Source organism: Erwinia sp. OLFS4 (assembly GCF_002752165.1).
Lineage (GTDB): Bacteria > Pseudomonadota > Gammaproteobacteria > Enterobacterales > Enterobacteriaceae > Izhakiella.
In genome coordinates, this window is sequence record NZ_MOMB01000049.1 from 1 (window position 1) to 21396 (window position 21396).

Annotated in this window: 19 protein-coding genes, 1 tRNA gene and 1 pseudogene; 7 read left to right on the forward strand and 14 right to left on the reverse strand. The window is 54.9% G+C overall.

The features are described 5' to 3' along the window. The 4 genes from BL249_RS10365 to glyQ all read right to left on the reverse strand — a co-directional run. Positions 1-131: IS1 family transposase (locus BL249_RS10365; protein ID WP_342633895.1), on the reverse strand; the 131-nt coding region annotated here is incomplete at its 3' end. A gap of 9 nt (positions 132-140) precedes the next feature. Continuing rightward, entirely contained in the window at positions 141-2039 is a 1899-nt protein-coding gene (locus tag BL249_RS10370) for a pentapeptide repeat-containing protein (RefSeq protein WP_099705719.1), read from the reverse strand. 756 nt (positions 2040-2795) lie between these two features. Then, a complete protein-coding gene (gene glyS / locus BL249_RS10375; RefSeq protein WP_099705720.1) occupies positions 2796-4865 on the reverse strand; it encodes a glycine--tRNA ligase subunit beta in 2070 nt (689 codons plus the stop codon). 9 nt (positions 4866-4874) lie between these two features. Beyond that, entirely contained in the window at positions 4875-5783 is a 909-nt protein-coding gene (gene glyQ / locus BL249_RS10380; RefSeq protein WP_099705721.1) for a glycine--tRNA ligase subunit alpha, read from the reverse strand. Positions 5784-6008: 225 nt separating this feature from the next. On the opposite strand from glyQ, the gene BL249_RS10385 reads away from it, so the two are divergent. Both BL249_RS10385 and BL249_RS18995 read left to right on the forward strand, forming a co-directional pair. Next, positions 6009-7001, forward strand: a complete 993-nt coding sequence (locus BL249_RS10385) for an acyltransferase (RefSeq protein ID WP_099705722.1) — start codon at positions 6009-6011, stop codon at positions 6999-7001. 138 nt (positions 7002-7139) lie between these two features. Further along, positions 7140-7234: transfer RNA gene (locus BL249_RS18995), tRNA-Sec, on the forward strand. A gap of 214 nt (positions 7235-7448) precedes the next feature. Here BL249_RS18995 and BL249_RS18760 read toward each other — a convergent pair. From BL249_RS18760 to BL249_RS10425, 8 genes are all read right to left on the reverse strand, one after another. Then, entirely contained in the window at positions 7449-7958 is a 510-nt protein-coding gene (locus tag BL249_RS18760; RefSeq protein WP_143354783.1) for a hypothetical protein, read from the reverse strand. Positions 7959-8953: 995 nt separating this feature from the next. Next, on the reverse strand, positions 8954-9319 hold the full coding sequence (locus BL249_RS10395) for a reverse transcriptase domain-containing protein (RefSeq protein WP_099705724.1): 366 nt from the start codon (positions 9317-9319) through the stop codon (positions 8954-8956). Between the two features lie 42 nt (positions 9320-9361). Then, the gene (locus BL249_RS10400) at positions 9362-11938 is read right to left on the reverse strand and encodes a fimbria/pilus outer membrane usher protein (RefSeq protein WP_158233094.1); all 2577 of its coding nucleotides are present in this window, start codon (positions 11936-11938) and stop codon (positions 9362-9364) included. Positions 11939-11943: 5 nt separating this feature from the next. Continuing rightward, the gene (locus BL249_RS10405) at positions 11944-12795 is read right to left on the reverse strand and encodes a fimbrial biogenesis chaperone (protein ID WP_099705726.1); all 852 of its coding nucleotides are present in this window, start codon (positions 12793-12795) and stop codon (positions 11944-11946) included. 131 nt (positions 12796-12926) lie between these two features. Continuing rightward, positions 12927-13640, reverse strand: coding sequence for a fimbrial biogenesis chaperone (locus BL249_RS10410; protein WP_099705727.1), 714 nt, complete (start codon positions 13638-13640; stop codon positions 12927-12929). A gap of 11 nt (positions 13641-13651) precedes the next feature. Next, complete coding sequence (locus tag BL249_RS10415; RefSeq protein WP_099705728.1) at positions 13652-14227, reverse strand: fimbrial protein; 576 nt, start codon at positions 14225-14227, stop codon at positions 13652-13654. Further along, on the reverse strand, positions 14224-14949 hold the full coding sequence (locus BL249_RS10420) for a fimbrial biogenesis chaperone (RefSeq protein WP_099705729.1): 726 nt from the start codon (positions 14947-14949) through the stop codon (positions 14224-14226). The genes BL249_RS10415 and BL249_RS10420 overlap by 4 nt, the downstream gene beginning before the upstream one ends. Before the next feature lie 76 nt (positions 14950-15025). Further along, a complete protein-coding gene (locus BL249_RS10425) occupies positions 15026-15574 on the reverse strand; it encodes a fimbrial protein (RefSeq protein WP_099705730.1) in 549 nt (182 codons plus the stop codon). Between the two features lie 715 nt (positions 15575-16289). On the opposite strand from BL249_RS10425, the gene BL249_RS10430 reads away from it, so the two are divergent. After that, the gene (locus tag BL249_RS10430; RefSeq protein ID WP_099716804.1) at positions 16290-16565 is read left to right on the forward strand and encodes a hypothetical protein; all 276 of its coding nucleotides are present in this window, start codon (positions 16290-16292) and stop codon (positions 16563-16565) included. Positions 16566-16729: 164 nt separating this feature from the next. Continuing rightward, positions 16730-17359 (forward strand): transporter, encoded by a 630-nt coding sequence (locus tag BL249_RS10435; RefSeq protein ID WP_099705732.1) that lies wholly within the window; start codon positions 16730-16732, stop codon positions 17357-17359. An 87-nt stretch (positions 17360-17446) separates the two neighbouring features. Here the strand turns inward: BL249_RS10435 and BL249_RS10440 are convergent. Beyond that, a pseudogene (locus tag BL249_RS10440) lies at positions 17447-18379 on the reverse strand (GlxA family transcriptional regulator). Positions 18380-18381: 2 nt separating this feature from the next. Further along, a complete protein-coding gene (locus BL249_RS10445) occupies positions 18382-18924 on the reverse strand; it encodes a cysteine hydrolase family protein (RefSeq protein ID WP_099705733.1) in 543 nt (180 codons plus the stop codon). 218 nt (positions 18925-19142) lie between these two features. Between BL249_RS10445 and BL249_RS10450 the strand changes: the two genes are divergently transcribed. From BL249_RS10450 to pqqB, 3 genes are all read left to right on the forward strand, one after another. Then, positions 19143-20165, forward strand: a complete 1023-nt coding sequence (locus tag BL249_RS10450; RefSeq protein WP_099705734.1) for a dipeptidase — start codon at positions 19143-19145, stop codon at positions 20163-20165. Between the two features lie 188 nt (positions 20166-20353). Further along, positions 20354-20425, forward strand: a complete 72-nt coding sequence (gene pqqA, locus BL249_RS10455; protein WP_099705840.1) for a pyrroloquinoline quinone precursor peptide PqqA — start codon at positions 20354-20356, stop codon at positions 20423-20425. A gap of 55 nt (positions 20426-20480) precedes the next feature. Further along, positions 20481-21392 carry a pyrroloquinoline quinone biosynthesis protein PqqB gene (gene pqqB, locus BL249_RS10460; protein ID WP_099705735.1) on the forward strand — a complete coding sequence of 304 codons (912 nt, stop codon included), beginning with the start codon at positions 20481-20483 and terminating at the stop codon, positions 21390-21392. The last annotated feature ends 4 nt before the right edge of the window (positions 21393-21396 follow it).

The following is a 21396-nucleotide window of genomic DNA, read 5'->3' on the forward strand; positions in this document are numbered from 1 at the left end:
TAAGCGTAAGTGAGTTGAAACACGCGGTGGCAGTCACGGCAGCGAAATCTGTCATAGCCTTTAGGGTTCTGACCATGGCGGTAAACCTGAACAGACTGACAACGGGGACAATGAACGTTAACGCTGGCCATAAGAGAACCTCAAAAGCCCGCATTATACATCAGATTCAACCAATTAGAGGCATCACCAAAAATAAGATCGGAACAAGTGAAAGCATCGTTTAATCCAAGCAGCCGGGCTTTCCAGTCAGAAAAATTTTCGCCAGCCACATCTACATTTAATTCATTGGCTTTACTCATTAATGCATAGGCATAATTTCTGAGTACTTGGGGTGAGTCATATTCGGTTCCAAAACAGCTGCTGGCAGAGTATTTTGAAAAGACAGTAGCAAGACTAAACAATGTTTGCGCTTTAACCTTATTGCTGGTATCTGAAAGATAAAATGCATCAATGATGTCTTCATAGTGCTCAGGCTTTAGCATAGGCTCTTTATCATTTTTATCTGATTTAACCAGCACTTTGGAAAATATTTTTTCAAGATTTAATTGGTCATCGATTCCGACCAGTTTCATTTTTTTTGTTACTGATTCCCCTGACAAGACTGCTGTGAATTGGTCTTTGTAACTACCCAGTTCCAGCGTCGCGAGTAGATTAGAAAAACGCGAGCCTTTATTACATTCTATGAAGCTATCAGCAAAAATCTTAAAATCATCTATGAAGGTTTTTTTGTAATTAATGCTTCCTGTTGGCTGACACTCATTATTCTGATAAAGGTAAAAATGATCCCATTTCACATCATTATTATCATTACTCAACTGAAGCATTTTTGAAATGTTTACATGATCAATAATCATCGCTTTTTGATCATTTAAAAGAATGTAGTTAAGGTTTGTTTTATCGCCCCAGTAAGCTTTACCCTCACTGTTACCAAATTCGAATTTATCCACGTAAGGCTTAACTGCGTCCAGACTCAGATATCGATTGTATAAATCCCGGGCCTGTTTTTTTACACTCAATATATTATGATTGACACAGACAGTCATTAGCTGAATAAATGCCCCATTAAACTTTAACATATCATCATTTGACTGAGAAAATTTGTCTAAAAATAAAGACAGTGTTTTAGCGCTGCACTCATCCATGCTGACTTTGCTATTTGCATAGAGCATTTCACTTCTGACGAGTGCTTCAATAGTCTTACTTATTTTTTCATCTTGCTGATAGATATCTTTTGAAACAAAACTATTCAATAGAGCTATTCCTGGGATAGAACCCTGGAGCGCATGATCATTATCAAAAACAGAATCGATTACCTGATGCATAAGTTTGACTTTGATATCAGCATAGGTGTCATCTATAGAGTCTATAGTATCAAAAATGGTATTGTTTTTGTTTGCATCGTTTAACAGCCTTTCACTTCTTCTGCTATTCCAGTGAGAGGGTAAATCGAGTGTAATTACTGCATCATCAAGTTTTGCAGCTGTAAAATTCGCATTATTTACGCATATCTTTGCTCCGGCGAGGCTGCAATTAGAGAAATTAGCACCTTCAAGCATAGCGGAACTTAAATCAACTCCATCTAAATTTGACCATGAAAAATTGACAGGTTTAGAACATCGATAAATTACATCGACAGGTGAAAAATTTGCATCTGAAAAATTACATCTTCGCAAATCTTTTCTGGCGAGATCATAGCCAACTAACAATTTATTGCTGTAATCCTTTTGCTTAGGCTCATACAGGGTTGGTGCGCCAGTTCTATTTTCTACCAATCCCTGCGCCTGGTTATCTCTCACATTCTTTATGGATATTATTTTTTTCGACAACCGGCAATATTTCTTTATTGAATATTCGAAATCTTCAGATAATTCAGGATAACGTTTAAGCGTTTTCTCTGCATTAGCCATTTTTGCACGTAATAATTTCAGAGCAAAGTTAATATTATTATCTGATGGTTTTTTTTCAACCAATTTTATTGCTGCATCTGAACTATTAAAAAGATGAGATCTGAATTTATTATAAGCTATCGGGATGTTCATATATACCTTATTACTTATATACAGTTTATGTGGCTTCGTATCTGTCTGAAAAAAGCTTTATTCCAGACGATAATACCCCAGAAAAATATTTCGTGAAGAGAACTCGTGATAACCTGCAACAGCATTAAATATTGGGAGTGGTAGCGGAAGCGATCGCCCGTGTCGGCAATCACGCTCAGGTATTAAAACCGCTGAGCCATGATGCCCCCCATGATGATCACCGACCGTCATTACTTTCCCGCCAACAACGCATTGGATTATTAAATTTTTAAAATATTTATACCCTTTCTTTTCCTGGTAATCATTCCAGTTAACACAACATATGTTTTTCGTTAAAGGCACCAATGCCTTTCTCTTCACGCGCTACCGTGCGAGGGAAGCAGCGAGTTGTGCCGGCCAGTTTTTTGCCAGACACCTTGAGTACTGTAATGGTGATGGATATTTACAGGAGGCGCTATATTCAACCAATTATTTGTTGAAAGATATAAAAAAACGCGCCACTTTGCCTGGCAGGCATCGGGCGGGGGTTTAGTTTAGCAGCCCGGTTTCAGGCGGTGCGCTCCTGTTTGCCGACAGAAGAGATTTCCGCTAGTTATCCTCTGGACAGGATGCGTCGGCTGAGTCGGGTCTTTGACATGAGAGTGCACTGGACAATATTGAAGGCTGGCTTTCCACAATCATTGCTGCAGTGGCAAAAACCCCATGCCGGCGGGCATGGGGTTTTAAGCTGACGAGCCAAAGGGCCGTGGAAAGCGTTTACTGCAGAAGTGAAATATCGGCAACCTGTAAGAAAAGTGCGCGCAGTCGGGCTAGCAGCGTCAGACGATTAAACCGTATTGCCGGGTCTTCCGCATTCACCATGACATTATCGAAGAAGTTGTCCACCGCCTCACGCAGCTGAGCCAGTTCGTTGAGGGCTTCCTGATAGCGTCCTTCAGCAAATAGCGGTTCCAGCTTGCTACTTAACGCCGTGACGTAGGTGGCCAGAGTGATTTCAGCATTTTCTTTTAACAGAGAAGCCTGGACTTCCTCATTCAGCGGCTCGGTCACTTTAGCCAGAATATTGGAAACACGTTTGTTGGCTGCAGCCAGTGCCTGTGCTGCTTCCAGCGTGCGGAAGTGCGACACTGCTTTCATGCGGGCATCAAAATCTGCCGGTCGGGTGGGGCGCCTTGCCAGCACCGCCTGGATGGTATCGACGCTGTGGCCAGCTTCCTGGTACCAGCTACGAAAGCGTCCCAGCATAAAGTCGATGACATCATCAATGACCTGTTTATTGCTTAACTTATCACCGTACAGGCGAACCGCTTCTTCCGTCAGCGTCTGCAGGTCGAGAGGCAGATTTTTTTCCACAATAATACGCAGTACCCCCAGCGCGGCGCGGCGCAGTGCAAAGGGATCTTTATCGCCTTTAGGATGCTGACCAATACCGAAAATGCCGGCCAGCGTGTCCATTTTATCGGCTACCGCCAGGGCACAAGCGACCGGATTTGAAGGCAGGGCATCGCCGGCAAAGCGCGGTTGATACTGTTCATTCAGCGCCACGGCGACATCTTCGGCTTCGCCATCAAAGCGGGCATAGTGCATACCCATTACGCCCTGCGTATCCGTAAACTCAAACACCATATTGGTCATCAGATCGCATTTGCACAGCAGTCCGGCGCGGGTGGCATGATTGACGTCTGCGCCCGTTTGCGCTGCTATCCAGCCGGCCAGTGCCTGGATACGGTCGGTTTTATCGCGCAGGGTGCCCAGCTGTTTCTGAAACAGCACCGTTTCCAGTCGCGGCAGATTATCTTCCAGGCGTTTTTTACGGTCGCTATTAAAGAAGAATTCGGCATCTGCCAGCCGTGGGCGAACCACTTTTTCGTTGCCGCTGATAATTTGCTGAGGATCGGCAGAGGCAATATTAGCAACAAAAATAAAGTGCGGCAGCAGCTTGCCATCTGCATCATAAACCGGGAAATATTTCTGGTCGCCTTTCATGGTATAAACCAATGCTTCGGCAGGGACGGCGAGAAATTTCTCTTCAAATTTTGCCGTCATCACCACCGGCCATTCCACCAGAGAGGTGACTTCTTCCAGCAGGCTGTCGCTTAAATCGGCGACGCCACCAAGCTGGCGCGCGGCGTTTTCGGCATCGGCTTTTATTTGCGCTTTGCGGGCGGCAAAATCGGCAATGACGTTGCCACGCTGTTGCAGCAGCTGGGGGTATTGGTCGGCATGTTCAATGGTTAAGGTTTGTTCGCCCATAAAGCGATGACCGCGCAGGGTTCGGCCGGACGCGATGCCGAGGATGGTGGCCGGAATCAGCTCATCACCCAGCAGCAGGGTCACCGTGTGGACCGGACGAACAAACTGGACATCACTGTCGCCCCAGCGCATCAGTTTAGGAATGGGCAGCTTAGCCAGCGCGCCAGCAACCATCTCTGGCAGCAGTTTTTGTGCCGGCTCACCGTTAATTTTCGCTCGCCATACCAGCCATTCGCCTTTATCGCTGTTAAGGCGTTCGGCCTGGTCAACGCGAATGCCACAACCGCTCGCCCAGCCTTCGGCGGCTTTTGTCGGGGCGCCGCTGGCGTCAAAGGCAGCGGCGATAGCCGGACCGCGTTTTTCTACTTCGCGATCTGCCTGGGCTGCACTGAGTGCAGCGACTTTAAGCGCAAGGCGGCGTGGTGAAGCAAACCAGCTCACTTCACCGTGTTGCAGACCGGCTGCATCAAGTTCAGCCGTAAAATTGCTGGCAAAGGACTCGGCCAGATTACGTAGCGCTTTCGGCGGCAGTTCTTCGGTGCCAATTTCCACCAGGAAAGTTTTTTCAGTCATGGCTGTCTCTTACTTGTTATTGCACATCGGGAAGCCCAGCGCTTCGCGCGAAGCATAATAAGCTTCGGCTACCGCTTTCGTCAGGGTCCGGATGCGCAAAATATAGCGCTGGCGCTCGGTTACTGAAATGGCTTTACGGGCATCCAGCAGATTAAAGCTGTGCGCGGCTTTCAGAATGCGTTCATAGGCGGGCAACGGTAAGGGTTTTTCCAGCGCCAGAAGCTGCTGTGCTTCTTTTTCGTACTGTTCGAAACAGGTAAAAAGAAAGTCAACGTCCGCATACTCAAAGTTGTAGGTTGATTGCTCAACTTCATTCTGATGGAACACATCACCGTAGGTGGTTTTACCTAGCGGGCCGTTGCTCCAGACCAGATCATAGACGCTGTCGACGCCCTGAATATACATGGCCAGACGTTCCAGACCGTAGGTTATTTCACCGGTCACCGGCTTGCACTCCAGACCACCCACCTGCTGAAAATAGGTAAACTGGGTGACTTCCATGCCGTTCAGCCAGACTTCCCAGCCAAGACCCCATGCGCCCAGCGTTGGGTTTTCCCAGTTATCTTCAACAAAGCGGATATCATGCACCGTCGGGTCGATACCCAGTTCTTTTAACGATCCCAGGTAAAGTTCCTGAATATTATCGGGTGACGGTTTGATGATGACCTGAAACTGGTAGTAATGCTGTAACCGGTTGGGGTTTTCGCCATAGCGTCCGTCAGTAGGACGACGGGAAGGCTGGACATAGGCGGCGGCGATTGGCTCGGGGCCGAGTGCCCGCAGGCAGGTCATCGGATGGGATGTTCCTGCCCCTACTTCCATATCCAGCGGTTGGATGATGGTGCAGCCCTGGCGCGCCCAGTAATCCTGCAAGGTCAGGATCAGGCCCTGAAAGGTTTTAGTATCAAACTTTTGCATTTTGAATTCGCACGCGATACGGGTGGATAAAAAAGTGTGCGTCAGTATACCCTTTGAGCGGCATGTTTACCAAAGGGGGATGTTGGCGATGCAGAGAATGCCGCTGAATGACAAAACAGACCATGACCACCAGGCGCGCAGCCCGGCGGGGCCTGCAATGTTGTCGCCCGGGCGTTTTCAGGCCAGGATATGATGCAACGCAGCGGGTGGTGAGATGAGGATGACATGACGCAACGGGTTGGCTGGATTGATAATTTACGCGCGGTGGCGTGCCTGATGGTTATTATGATTCACACCACTGCCTGGTATGTCACCCAGGGGGTGAAGGCGGGTGGACATGTCTGGGAGATCGCCAATCTGCTCAATTCCGCCTCGCGGGTCTGCGTGCCGCTGTTTTTTATGATTTCCGGCTATCTGTTTTTTGGTCAACGCGGCGCCGGTCGACGCCATCTGATCCGGATTGTCTGCTGCCTGCTGTTTTATAGCATGGTGGCGCTGGCGTATATCAGCTGGCTGACACCGATCAGTGAACGCCTGGCCCTGGAAAACCTGTTGCAAAAACCGGTGTTTTATCACCTGTGGTTTTTCTTTGCCCTGCTGGTGGTTTATTTGCTGTCGCCATTGATTGAGGTCAGGCCGGCCCATGCGCGTTATCTGTTTCTGATTGCCCTTATTTTGGGCGTGGCGGCTAATCCGAACACTGTCAGCGTTTCGTTGGGACCGGTGCAATGGTTACCGCTCAACCTGTATATTGGTGGCGATACTTTCTATTATCTGCTGTATGCCTTGCTGGGGCGGGCGCTGGGTGATCTGACTATCATGTATCGGGGTTACGGCTGGCTGGCGGGCGGTATTTTTATTCTCTGTGTGATGGGTATTGCCCTCGGTACGAAACATCAGAGCACCGTAAACGGCGCGTTTGCTGACACCTGGTATGTCTACTGCGGTCCGCTGGTGTTTATCGCTGCCTGCTGTCTGTTTCTTTGCGTCAGAACGGTGTTGCCTGATGCGCTGCCTGGGCTGGCGCTGATTTCGCGTTATTCTCTGCCGGTTTACGGCTTTCATGCCTTATTTATTCACTTTTTGCGCACGCAACACTTTGATTATATTCAGCGCCCGTGGCTGGACATTCCCTGGGTGTTTATCACCACGCTGCTGGCTAGCCTGCTGCTGGCCGCAGGGCTGAAGAAAATCGACAAATATCACCTGGTCAGTTAGTCGGTTTCAGGCTGACCGCTCTTGCTGCCTGTTATGGCCGCCAGGCTGGCGCGGACAACCGCAGGATAAGGGCCGTTGGCCGCAACGGTTTATCCCGGTTGGGTTGGCGCAATCCGGCTGCTATACTGGCGTCACGATGGAAGATCGTCGTCTCCGGTGAGGCGGCTGGATTTCAAATCCGGTTGGGGCCGCCAGCGGTCCCGGGCAGGTTCGACTCCTGTGATCTTCCGCCAGTTCGCCTTGCCCTTGACCTCAACAAAACCCCGGTATTACCTGATAAATCAAGAAAAATGCCCCACCAGGTCGCCTGAAGGGAATCAGTATCCCGTCCTTGTGGGGAACATTGGAGTGATCCCTTGCCTTTATCTCTGCGCTGATAGTGGGAAGGGATTACCAGCAAAATAAACGCAATAGGGGGCATGCGCGCCACGCCCCGGCACGCCGCATTTATTGAGCGACAGCATACAGTTCCACCGTGGCATGCGCCGTGGTGCGCCCGGGGGTGACTGCCGGCGTTAACTGAACCGGTTCGGCCGATATAGATGCCGAGATAGTTGCCTGATTGTTCACAGCCGTTTGCACTACACCAATCGTTTCGGGGATGTTGAGGGGGATGGGCGTATTGTCCGTCGATGAAGTGAGTGCGAACCCGATCGATTCGTTATCGGACCCGAGCACGTTGGACGTCGCGCCGGCAACGTGCTCCCCGTTGATTACCATGTAGGGTTGATACTGGCTAATCACCCCCGAGCAGTGGGCGGTGACGACGACCTGCCGGGCCGGCGCCAGCACCCCGCCGACCTGTCCCCCCGCCTGCGGGGCTGGCACGGTTTCCCAGTCCATTGTGTTAGAGGGCAGATTGGATGACAAGGTGCAGGACGCGAAGCGTTGACCAGGGTCGGACCCCATACCCGTGAACATACCTAGGGGTTGGATCAGCAGGGTCCGTTCATGCATATCCGTTCCATAGTAGACAGACGGTGTGTTTGTCAGAACTACGCTCCCTCCAATTAAAACGTCCATCACCATATTTGTCGGTGTGGTAGAGTACGGGGTGACCGGGGCATTGCCATTATTGTAGCTCAGGCTGGTGGTGTCTGCGCCATTCGATGGAATAGATACCTGTACTATTCCGCCCCCGCTCTTCGTGAGGATCACACCGTTGTCCCCGTCGTTTTCGCACGGGATTGTGATGACAATTGCTGCCCCGACTCTTCGCGCCGATGAGTCCAGCGAGGCGGAATGGGTCCCCCCGGCGCCCGTGCACGTGATCGTCGGAAAGTTTTGGATGGTATATCGCGCGTTAAACATGCTTTGGATCCCATTGTCTGGGGCTAGCCATTGGGGCTCCACGTTGATCTCCCACGTGTGATCGTCGATCATTTTCCCGTTAATAATTGAGTTATTACTCGGCGACGCCAGCAGACCAACGATCAGAGACGCATATTTCCTTCCCTCCGGGGCCATGCAATGCAGAGTGAACCCATTATCGCCCATCAACACCGCAGTCGGCGTACCTGGAGGGAGGCTGCCATAGGTCGATTCGCCCCAGGGCGCGGTCCTACTGTACTTCAAATGTACGGTGTTGCCGTTAGAGCCGGCGCAGGAATCCAGGCCTGTCGCGCTACTGCCGGCGGAATACAGCAAGCCCGCGGCCAGCAGCAGTATCACAAGGGCCGCGTGGGGGAGGCGCCACCGGCACTGTCCATCAGGTTGCGCATTTCCCTCCCGGGATCCGTCAGCGGCCTGAGCCACGGTCCCGCCACACCCGCCACGCTGCTGCCTGCCCGGCACATTTACTGTTCCCAGCATACTTTCTCTCCAGATTGTCCATCGCTTCACATACGCTGCCACCCGCGCCCGGGCTGTCGTTTTCCCGTTCCGCAGAGCCTGCTCATAAAGCCGGCGCGCACGCTGACGATGGTTGGTCCGGGCACGGGGCGCGATGCCCGTCATGCCTGACCGGTTGAACCCTGTTCCCATCCCGTCAAATCCCTTCTCCGTTCTTCCGGTAAAGGTCTTCTGTGGATGCTGACCGTATCCCCCTGATGCAAAAAAACATTCAGGGCCCGCACCGCACGGCGAAGAGACCAGCGTGTGCGGGTTAATATCACGATGTCATCCCTGTATCTGACGTACCTCAGGTGCGGCTGCGCCTCAAAGTACGTGTCCATCCCCCGCAGACAAAAGCCCGCCAGCAGCGGACTGAGTGCACAGCCGCGACGGATGCCTTTCTCCGGGGTGTAAAAACCGTTGCCGTCCTCCACGCTGTAGTGCAGGTACTGATTTACCCGCGCCAGCAGAACCGGGTCATCCACCTACCGCTTCAGCTGACGCAGCAGCGGCCGGCGCCGCCTTGATTAACGGCAGTCCGCGTTCAGCTGAGAGAGCAGCGCACGCTCCCCGCTGACCCGGTAGGTGGTGCTGCACTGCTGGTCAGCCCCGTTACCCCACTTAACCCGTATGCGTCCTTCCGGCGGCATGCCCGCCATATACACCCGTCCGCCGTCCCCGACGATGCCACTGGCCTGTCTGTCGCGCTCATCAAGCGTCGCCATCGCCCCGAACGGCACCGGCTGACCGTGACGCTGCAGCGTCATCAGCAGCTGCTCACCCGTGGTCACCTTATAGTCCGCCAGCACCACCGCGCCGCGGGTCGGATACAGGTTGAGACTGCTCTGCTCAATATCCGCCCCCTCAGGCAGCGTGGTCGGGTCCACCGAAATACTGTTTCTGCGGTACGGCGACACCGACGGCACCACCGCATACCCGCGCCAGTCGGTGGCCACACCACTGCTGTTGACATTCACCCCTCCGGCACCCGGCGCTCTCACCAGAACGGCACCTTCCCCCAGCGAGCGGGATAACGTCACGCCATAAGGGTGTGCCATCAGCGCACCGCTCGCCCCGTAGCTGAAGTTCCTGTTGCTGCCACCATTGCTGTAACCCATCATGGCCGTGCCCTGACTGCCCATGTAGTTCAGGTACAGTGAACTGCTGTCCGGCATGCCGCCATTCCCCCAGCCCTGCTGGGCGCTCCAGCTCAGGCGGTTATCCAGCACCGACCCGCTTACCGATGCGTTTTGCGTCACCCGGCCCTGATTGTCATGGGTCATGCCATAACCGGCACTCATGCCCTGCAGCACCGGCTGCGGTCCGAAGAGGCTGAACGGTATCTGAACGTTAAGGGACAGCTGCCGGTTCTGCGGGTAGCTGCCGTGCTCGCTGATGCGGTCCACGCTGTAGTTCAGCCCCCAGGACACGCCCTTTGTCGTGACGTTATAGCCGGCATTCATGTTGGTATCCGCGCGCTGACTGTCCCAGTAACGGGTTTTCGACGCGCTGAGATAAACACTGCCCCACGCCCCCAGGCTCTGGTTCAGTGAGACCTGCGTGGTGCTGCGGCGCCTGTCCAGCGCCCAGGGAACCTGCCACTCGTTCAGGGCATAGCCGGTGCTGTTCACATCGCTGAAGCTGTAGTAGTTACGGGTCGAATAGCGGTACATGGCGAGGTCCACGGAGGTGCCGGTACTCATCAGACTCTTCGAGTAACGTACCCGCCAGTACTGCCCGGTCTTCCATTCCTCCGGTCCGGTAATCAGACCCGGCAGTTTTGCCCGCGACTGTGTGACGTCCGCCGACAGGGAGCCCAGGTCACCGAGCGAGAAGCCGGCCCCCAGCGCCGCTGACTGATAGTTGCTGGCCAGCAGCCCGCCGCCGTAGGTGGTCATGTTATACGGCAGGCCGTAAATCAGCGTGCCCAGCACAAAGTTCGGTTCACGGCTGCCCTCCGTCAGGTTGCCCCCGTGATATTTGCCGGTTGAGACTTCGTACTTAAAAGCCCCCTGACGCAGCATGACCGGCAGCGATGAATAGGCCACCGTGGAGAGGTGCGTTGTCCCGTCCGCCTCTTTCACCCGCACCGTCAGGTCACCGGCTCCGCCGGTGGCATACAGGTCAGTGATACGAAACGGCCCCGGCGCCACCGTGGTCTGGTACACCACGTAGCCGTTCTGGCTGATGGTGACCTGTGCATTGGAGTTCGCCGTCCCGGTAATCACCGGCGCAAAGCCCTGCATACTGTCGGGCAGCATGGCGTCATCCGAGACCATCTGCACGCCGCGAAACGGAATGCCGTCAAACACATCGCCGCCGGTACTGGTCTCACCGAGGGTCATCTCCCCGCGCAGAGCCTGCACGTCGCGCTGCAGATAGGTGTTTGACGTCCGCCACGTCTTCTGAGCCGGCATATCCCGCATCAGGCGGTTGTCATAACGCATGTCGCTGTAGGACCAGGTCTGCGTGCTGCGAAGACGCCAGGCACCCAGGTTGACGCCATCGCGGAAGGTGGCAAACAGACTGCGCGAGCGGGCGCCGTTTATCTGACTCTCATAGCGCCCCTCATTACCGTTCACGTTGTAACTGAGCATCAGCGCGGGGATACCCTCATCCCACAGGGACGGGTCAACCCGGCCGCGCATTTCAGGCTGCATCGACTCCTGCGGTACGCTCAGGTCAAGCCGCAACGACTGAAAGTTAAATTTGTCTGACGCCTGCGGTATCAGTGCCCCGAGGTCCGTCACTTCGCTGCTCAGCGGCCTGCCCTGCATTGAGGCAATGGCTTTCACATTCACCCCCCACTCGCTGAGCTGTGCCAGGGTCAGCACCGGTACGGTTTTGCCGCCGAGTTCCTTAAAACTGATATCGCGGGTTTCCACATGGTTCTGGTTCATAAACACATCAACCATGTAATGCCCCGGCGGGATATAACCGGCATTATCAAACGCCGACAGGTCGACACCTGCGCCGGCCGCCCCCAGAAATGCCGGGTTAAAGTACTCCCTGGCCGCGGCGGACTGCGCCCCCGCGAGCAGACACACCACGCAGGCTGCCACCGGCGTCAGTCTGAGCCTGAGATGATTGCGGTTGTTTTTCATTTTCATTAGCCTTTACTGGTGTAAATTGCCGCCCGGCAGGCGGGGCGGTGCGAACTGGCGGCCATGCTGTTATCACAGCGCTCCGGCGTGGCGTGATACACGTCTTTTTTTCCGGAGAAGGTCCACTCCACCACGCCGCTTACCGGCGCCGTGGTGGTAAAGCGGCGCGAGCCCTTCGGCACGATATAGCCCTCATACTCTTCCCGTTTCAGCGCCCGGCCGCCGATGGACAGGGTGCTGAAATGCACGAAGTACGGCGTCGGGTTGTTCACCACCAGCGTTCTGCCGTCACTGCTGAACGTCAGCTGGCGGGCCAGTACCTCATCCTTACGCGGTGCCACCTTCGCCGGGCGGTAAAAAAGCCGGATATTCATCTTCATTGCCAGCTGTAACGCCGGCGTCCCGGTGGCGGCTTTTGCCTCGCCCCCCGGGGAAGGGCGGAGCGGGGTCTGCGTACCGGGAATGGCCGTCACGGAAATAATGCTGGCGGATTCACGGTCATCGGGCAGTACGCCGCCCAGCTGGCGGATGCGGAACTGATAGCGGTCATCGCCCGCCAGCCGCACCAGGGGCGGAACGGTGACAAAAGGCGGCAGGGCCTGTCTGCCGGCCGCAATACGTCCGGTATCCGGGTCCATGGCGCTGACATTCGCTTTCAGCAGAAACGCCTTTTTCGTGCTGTTAATCACGCTCAGCGCCACCCCGCCCTTGTTGTCTGTCGCGCTGTAGCTGAGCTGCATCGGCCAGAATGTCAGGCCGTCCGCGGTGCCGGCAAAAACCGGCCCGCCGCACAGGGCGGAAACAGCAAGGCAGCAGCGGGCGAAAAAGGATGCTGAACGACACCGGTTCATGTTCATGAAATACCTTTTCTGTCTTACGCCACCCGGTATGGCGGCGCGGGTTATCCCCGGAAATGATTCCGGTACCTGTAAGTCGGTGGATTCATCTGTTGCGGCTCGTCCCTGTCCGGCGTGATATTTACGCCGGTTTATGCCGGCGCTGGCGTCACGCTGGCGTCATACCAGCCGGAGTCACCGCCATAATCATTGATGACGGACCAGCGCACCTGCCTGACCTCACCGGCCTCCGGGTAGCGTTCGCAGCTTCGCGGTGCCAGCATGGAGGGCGCGCGGTTGAGGCTGATAAGGCGGCCGTCAAACATCAGGCGGTTAAAGGACAGGTAGTACGGTGAAGGATTGCAGGCGCGGAGCACGCCGCCACGCCGGTGCCAGGTCACCGACTTCCAGTCAGCCGCTGCCGGCTCCGCCAGCGAAGCCGGACGCCAGAACAGCTTGATACGCATGCTGACCGAAATGGCCAGCGCAGAGGATGACGCTGACGTCATGGCGGATGCCGGCACGGCGCTGACCTCGACATAGCCGAGAGACTCCCTGTCGCGGGCAAAGCCGTCACCGTCACCGGTGGACAGAATGCGCAGGGTGTTACTGCCGTAAGGCTCCACTCTGAACAGGGGCGGCGTGGCAACCATACCGGCAGAGACCTTCCCCTGACTGTCCAGCGGACGCACCTGAACCAGCCACGCCGACTCCGCGCTGTTGCTGACGCCAAGCTGAACGCTTCGTGCGCCGGCGCTGAACACCACCCTTGTTTTATTCAGTGAAATGCCCGCCGCCGTGGCCTGCAGAGAGAGCAGCACCAGGCCGGACAGGGCCATCCGCGACCATCGCTTCAGCATCATCATGCCCCTCCGGCTCAGTGATAGGCGAACTGAAAGCGGATGTTTGCCTGCAGCATACCGCTTGTCACCTGACCGCCTGCCGGGTCATACAGCATGTCAACCAGGAAATGCATGTCCTGGTCCTGCGCATCAAGGCCGGTGGCGGTGGCGGCGTCGACATAACTGCCACTGGCCAGATACGCCCCGGGCTGCCCTCCCGCCAGCACCTGACGCAGACCAAACCCCACCCCGCCTTCTGCGGCAGAGGTGTAATCACGGAACAGGGTGCTGTTGCCGCTGAGCGGATTGTTGCCGCTAATCTGCACCGCCGGCATGGCGCCGTCGCGTGCTGACCCGGCGCAGTTTGCCAGATTCAGCGTGACGTTTTTCTCGCCGGCATAGGTCACATGCCCGGCCTGCGGGCCAAGCATTGCCACGCCGACGCCGGGAAAGGTGAGGGTGGCCGGGGTCTTCAGTGACAGGTCACAGGTTGACTGCTCCATGACCAGGGTCAGGGTCAGCGGTAATCCCGCCGCCCGGACCTGTTCCCCGCCGGTCGCCAGCAGCACGGCGGCCAGCGGCAGGCAACGAAAAAACAGCCCGCGCATCATATGGCCTCCCCGTTGTATTTCAGTTCACCGCCCAGGTCGTTAATGGCCGACCAGGACACTTTTGCCGGAAAGACCAGCCCGGCCTGTTTCATCACGGTGTCGGAATACGGCGCCACCATGTTAACCATCTGCCTGTTATTCAGCAGCTGCACCCCGCCAACCCGGAGGGAGGCAAAGCTGACGTAGTAAGGCGAAAGATTGCTGATTTTTATCCCCCCCGCGGCGCGGGTGAAGCGCAGCATGCCAAACCCTTTTTCCGGTGTGACCGGCAATCCCTGCGGGCGATAGATAAGCTTAATGGCCGTTCCCAGCCCAATCTGCGTGCTGCCCTTCAGCGGAGCAGACTGTCTGACCTGGTCTGTCACCTGCGGAATGGCCTTCAGGGTGAACCAGTAAAGTGACTCCCGGTCTTTCGCCAGCGCGGCCCCCGGGGTTCTGACAATGCGCACCTGATTGTGGGTCCCGGGCTCACTGCGGAACAGGGGCGGGGTGGCGACAAACGGCGCATCGCCGCCGGACGGCGTCGCAGTGACCGCCACCTGCATCAGATACACCGCGCGGGTTTCCGTGTTGCGCACGGCGGTCACCACGCTCTTTTCCTGCGCCGGGAAAATCACCCGGGTCGCATCAATACCGACGCCATCGGCTGATGCCAGCCCCGGCAGCACCGCCAGCGCCACCACCACCCGCCGTACATACTTACGAATGAATGCCTTACCCATGATACTCACCCTTACTCAGTCCGGGCCTCCCTGCCCGGCCATACCTCAGTCCCTGAGAGCCTTCACAACGTGCTGATTAGTTGTACACGTACGTAAACGTGATGGGCGCCGATACCGCGTGACCGCTTGTAATGGTCGCGGTGCTGGAGATAACGCCCGCGGTCAGCTCAAGCTTCTGGCCATCAATCGCATTGGCCGCATCGTTTGCGGCAGAAACATGCTGTACGGAATTGTTTGACAGCAGAGTGGTCGGGGCGCTTTTTAACGCCAGGCCGACAGCCACCGGGCTGCTTGCATCGTCAGAAAAGTACGTTTCACCGGTAGCGGTGGTGGGGCCGGTAATCTGCAGGCGCGCCAGAGAGGTGGTATCGTTAGTGCCTGTGCAGTTGTTCAGGGAGACTGAGAAGTCAGTGGTTTTGCCGGTGGCAAACGCCCCGACAGCCGCCACGTCAGCCGGTGTCATGTTCGGCAGCTGGATGGTCTGCTGGCTGGCTTTCACATCACAGGTCACGGTGTTAATCGCGCCTTTAATTGTCACCACCGCGCTGGAGGCGGCGTTCGCCACGTTTACCGAGCCAGCCGTCAGAGCCACAAGCATGGCGAGCTGTGCAATTTTCGCTTTCATGTTTTTTTCCATCCTTTCGTTTATCAGAGATACTGATGATTATTAAAGACATAGGTGATACTCATGCCCGCCGGATAACGAACAGGCTACCGCCTGGCCCCTCACTCACTTTGTCTTCGGTGAGTTTTACACTTAGGACCATTTTGACAAGCGCGGGGGGTAAAACAGAATTACCGGCGATAAATAGTGGTAATGACAGGTTTTTAAGCCAACATTTTCTGCTTAATGGAATTAAATGCTTTCATAAACGAGGATTTTATTGTCGGCTAAATGTAAAAATGATTATCAATAGAAAATATGTTTTTTAACAGCAGCTTGGCGAGGAAAGGTGGTGAGAAAAATAACAATATTTACATCACGATACAGAGGATTAAGAATTTTCTTAAAGAAGATATGGACAGTTTTTTACGGATATGTATAATTGTTTACAGTTTGGTCCTAATTGTAAACAATCCCGCATCTTTTTTAACCAGCCTGTTCCCTTAACGTATTGCTCATTACCCGCCGTGTGGCGCACCCTGTGGCGGATATCAGGCTGTTGCGGGCAGTGCTGTTTCAGCCGCCTGTCCCTCTCTGAGCGCCCGCGTAAAGCCGCCGCCATCACCCGATATGCGCGGATACGAAATCCGCGAAAGTCACGGGGCGTTACCGGGGCGCTTAATCCTCTGCCAGGCACCGATGGTCTTAACCTCATTATCCAGCAACAGATGGCAGGTTGAAGCGCTCATTACAGCAACTGGACGCTATCTCAACGCTGACTCACAGTATCGGCGATAACATTGACCTTGACTGGGCCATTACGCAGGACTTTGGTTGTGGCTACGGGTTGATGGAAAAAAGAGCAGTGGCGATCAACGCCATTAGCCGCAATGCCGATTGCGCTATATGGCATGGTGTGATGAAGAACCCCGCGATGCTTAACCTGATGGACGCTCAGGTTGGTAACCCGCGCTACAGAAGATGGGTTACAACCCCAATGTGGCGCCTGTGATCCCGTAACATGAATATCCCGCTTATCCCTCTGTTTCAGATGGCGTATCTGTGCTGAAACAGGCAGTTTGTGCCGCCGGTGCGCAAGGTCGCACAAAGTGGTCACTGAGGTGTGAGCGGGATTTTTATCCTGTTGCCCTTTCTTATCCTCTTTGAGTGGTACGCATGATTGTACTCAGGCGTTTTCTGTTTTTTCTTGCCGCCGCAGCGCTATCGGCCGTCACGATGCTGTGTCTGTGGATAGATGTTGGCGTATTTAAGGACGGCGTGAATGAGATCTCCTGTACTGAAATTACCCAGGAGCTGACGCTGGCGGTTATTGTGTTTCTTCACGCCCGACTGGCGAAAAAACACCCCGAGCTGCGTTATTGTAATATGCTGATTGCCGGGCTGTTTCTGGCAATGCTTATCCGGGAGCTGGATGCGTTATTTGACCTGCTAGCCCATGGTAGCTGGGTCTGGCTGGCTCTGTTTTCAACGCTGTGTACGGTTGTCCTTCCGCTGCGTCATTTTCGTCACACGCTGTGTCAGCTGGAGCAATACAGTCGCACACCTTGGTACGGCATGATAATGAGTGGCTTGCTGACCATCCTGGTTTTTTCGCGGCTATTTGGTATGCACCAGCTCTGGCAGACTATCCTGGCCGACGGGTATGCCAGAGTGGTAAAAAATATCGTTGAAGAGGGCAGCGAACTGTTTGGCTATCTGCTTTGTCTGACGGCGACTATCGGCTACTGCTGGCGATTTCCGCGTGCAATAGACAAATATAGCCATGATGCGCATCCCGTTAGCTGACGTCATCATCAACTATTCCCCTTGCGTTTTATTTCGCCGGCCTGTTCAGCGCGGTATGGGTCATGACGTTGTCGATCTGAGCATCGGTTATTTTGCTGTCTGTGATCGATCGCGTTTCTGTGCCTGACGCAGCTGGCGCGCGGAGGAAAAACCGGCGGCCAGTGCGGCCCGTTCCAGCGACTCACCCTGGGTCAGCCGTTGTTGTGCCAGCGCCAGGCGCAGTGATTGATGATAGTCATGGACGCTGATCCCCAGATGCTGACGAAAAAGGCGTGACAGATGGCGTGCGCTGACATGCACCTGGCAGGCCAGGTTGCTGACCTGCCAGTCGGCCTGTGGTTGAGACAACATCAGGTCCTGGGCACGATGAATTGCCGGATGCTGATGATTACGGTATTTCAGCCAGGGAGAAAGCTGCGGATCGTCGCCCGCGCGACGAAACCACACCACCATTTACTGAGCCACCGCCAGCGCCTTTTGCGCGCCACACAGCCGGTGGACAAGATGTAACGCCAGGTCGATGCCGGTGGTGATGCCTGCGCTGCTCCAGATGCCGCGATCCTCAACAAAAATGCGATTTTCGCGGACTCTGGCCGTCGGGGCTGCCTAGCGCAGCCGGCCAATCACCTCATGGTGGGTGGTGCATTCCACGCCGTTTAAAATGCCGGCCTGTGCGGCCAGCAGGGCGCCGGAGCAAATGCAAATCAATGTGATGTTGCCCGCGTGAATATCCGGCTGCAGGCGTGCCAGCCAGTGGCGCGCACGCTGCGCCGCTTCACTGTTGAAGTGGATTCTTGAGTCACCGACGCCAGGCACCACTAACAGACTGCCCGGCGGCAGGCGTTCAGGAAGTGGTTCTATCTCGCCAAAGGTCAGGCCGGAGGTGCCTTTGACGGCGCTGTCTGGCCCGGTATAGCGTAGGGTAAATGCCTCTCCGGCCAGCGCCAGCGTTTCTGCCGGCCCGGTAAGATCGAGTGTCAGCACGTTCGGCAGCATCAGAAACCACACCGGAATGGCCATGTTTACTCTCCACAATGAAAACAGTCTTCGACACTACAGATATCGGCAAAACGGCCGGCCAGAACAGCGCATGTCCGCTGACGTAACTCTGCCACGCTGAATGTTTGTTCACCATAGCGCAGTGGTGTGGTCAGAGTCGCTTCGCTAACAAATTTGACCCGATAGCCGAGATCGCTGGCTACCCGTGCGCTGGTTTCACAACATTGCTCAGTGCGGATACCGCTGATAATCACCTGATTGATGTCACGTTCGCGTAACCAGCGGTCCAGCCCGCTATCGGTAAAAGCATTATGCACATGTTTATGGACAGTCAGCGCGGGCTGGTGCTGCAGGAATGGCAGACGGGAGACCATGCCGGAGGCCAGTGAAAAAGGGCCTTCTGCTTCAACATGGAAAATATCCACCAGCGGAATTTGGCGCTGTTCACAATGGGCAACTAAGGCCAGCAGTCGCTGTTCAAACAACAGGCGTTCGGGTTGTTCGGCATAGCCTCTGAGTAAAAATGAACGTTGTACATCAATTAACAGTAATGCGCTACGGAACATGGCGGTTATCCTGTGTTGTCTGGCGAGGCGTTAAGTCTGCCGGATTCAGGCGGCGGGCGGCAGGTCAAAAGCGGACATATTGACAGCGTTAACGGACAGGATGTCCGGCAGGGCGGTGGCGCGTCTGACTGTGCGCGTTGGACTAATTTGTCGCCTGATGGTTGTGGCGCTGGTGATAAACTGCCAGAGTATTTGCTGGTTACAGGTGGATTCATCGCATGTTTTCTTCTTCCGTTCGTCCCTGTTTTGATGGCCATAACGATCTGCTGCTGCGCCTGTGGCTAATGGATGATCCCACGGCCGGCATTGATGCTTTTTTTCATGGTCTTGACGATGGACATATCGACTATCCACGTTGCCAGCTGGGTGGTTTTAGCGGCGGGCTGTTTGCGGTGTTTGTGCCGCCGGCCAGTTATTTCAGCGCACATGGTAACATTTCGCCGCCACAGATCGTGGCGCAACAGATTGCGCTGGCACACCGCCTGGCCGCAGGTTCTGCAGGCCGCCTGCAGCTTTGCCGCAGCGTTGCTGACATCGAATGCTGTCGTCAGAGTGGGGCGCTGGCTATGGTTTTACATATTGAAGGCGCTGAGGGCCTCGACCCACAGTTAACGTGTCTCAGTCGCTGGTATCAGGAGGGCGTCCGCAGCCTGGGGCCGTTCTGGAACACGCCGAATGCGTTCGGTGAGGGCGTCAATGGCGCCTTCCCCGGGTCGCCAGATACCGGCAGCGGATTAACCGACGCCGGAAAAGCACTGATTACTGCCTGTAACCGCCAGCGGCTGATGATTGATCTCTCACATATGAATGAAAAAGCGTTCTGGCAGACGGCTGCGCTCAGCGATGCGCCGCTGGTAGCCAGCCACTCGAATGCGCATGCGCTCTGCGCGCAGCCGCGTAACCTGACGGATGCCCAGTTAAAAGCAATTGCCGCCAGTGGCGGATTAGTCGGCGTAAATTTCGGCAATGCCTTTTTGCGCGCCGATGGCCGCCGTGATGCTGATACGCCAATAACCCGCATTGTTGAGCATATATGTTATCTGGTTGACCGGCTGGGAGAAGACGGGGTGGCGTTCGGTTCCGATTTTGATGGTACTGGCGTACCGCAAGCGTTGGGTGACGTCAGTGGTTTGCCGCGACTGCTGGCGGCGCTGTCTGCAGCCGGTTTTAGCGAAGCGCTTATTGAAAAACTGCGCTGCAATAACTGGCTTAGCCTGTTACGGCGCACCTGGGGTGAATGAGGCCGGGTGGCGTTGAAAGGGGAAGAAATTTGCCGGGTCGCATTTCTTTACCTTTAATTGATTGTTTCCCGACAAACAATGTTGCAACATTTTATCTTGAATGATGTCACAATTTAGCCTTGTTATTGTTGAACATCTGCCATCATTGCGGTGAAAGATGCCGTCGCATCCTGAAGAGGAGATAAGTTATGTGGACCAAACCTGCTTTTGAAGATCTGCGTTTAGGGCTGGAAGTAACGCTGTACATTTCTAACCGTTAATTGCGGCCTGGCCCGCCTCTGGCGGGCTTTTTGTTTTCTGCCGTTCGGGTAATTCATGTTTATCAAAGTGCTTGGCTCCGCCGCTGGCGGTGGTTTTCCGCAGTGGAATTGCAACTGTAAAAACTGTCGCGGGGTACGTGACGGCAGTATGCAAACCTCCCGACGAACCCAGTCCTCCATTGCGCTGAGCGATGATGGTGAAAACTGGATCCTCTGTAACGTTTCACCCGATATCTGTCATCAGCTGCTGGCCTCACCGGAGTTACATAATCCCCGGGTACTGCGTGGCAGTGCCATTGGCGCGATAATTTTAACCGACAGCCAGATAGACCATTGTGCCGGTTTGCTCAATCTGCGTGAAGGGTGCCCGCATCAGGTGTGGTGCACGCCGGAAGTACATGACGATCTGTCCAGCGGCTTTCCGCTGTTTACGATCCTCAGTCACTGGAACGGCGGGCTGCACTATCATCCGCTGACACCTCAGGAATCTTTTAATCCGGGGGTCTGTCCGGCCATCAGTATTACCGCCATTCCACTGCTCAGCAATGCGCCACCCTATTCACGTTTTCGCCATAAACCCCTGGCTGGGCATAACATCGCGTTATATGTGGAAGACGGACGCAGTGGTAAAAGCCTGCTTTATGCGCCCGGTCTGGGCGAACCGGACGCCGGCTTACTGGCATGGATGCGCCGGGCAGATTGTCTGCTGGTTGACGGGACGCTGTGGACGGATAACGAACTGGAGACCAGCGGTGTTAACGGCCACAGCGGCAAAGAAATGGGCCATCTGGCGCTGGGTGACGCGCAGGGGCTGGTTAGCGTGCTGACATCACTGCCTGCCGCGCGCAAAATTCTTATCCATATTAATAACACCAATCCGATCCTTGATGAGGCTTCCTGTCAGCGTCGCAGCCTGATGCAGCGCGGCATTGAAGTGAGCTATGACGGAATGATGATTACACTTTAGGTAT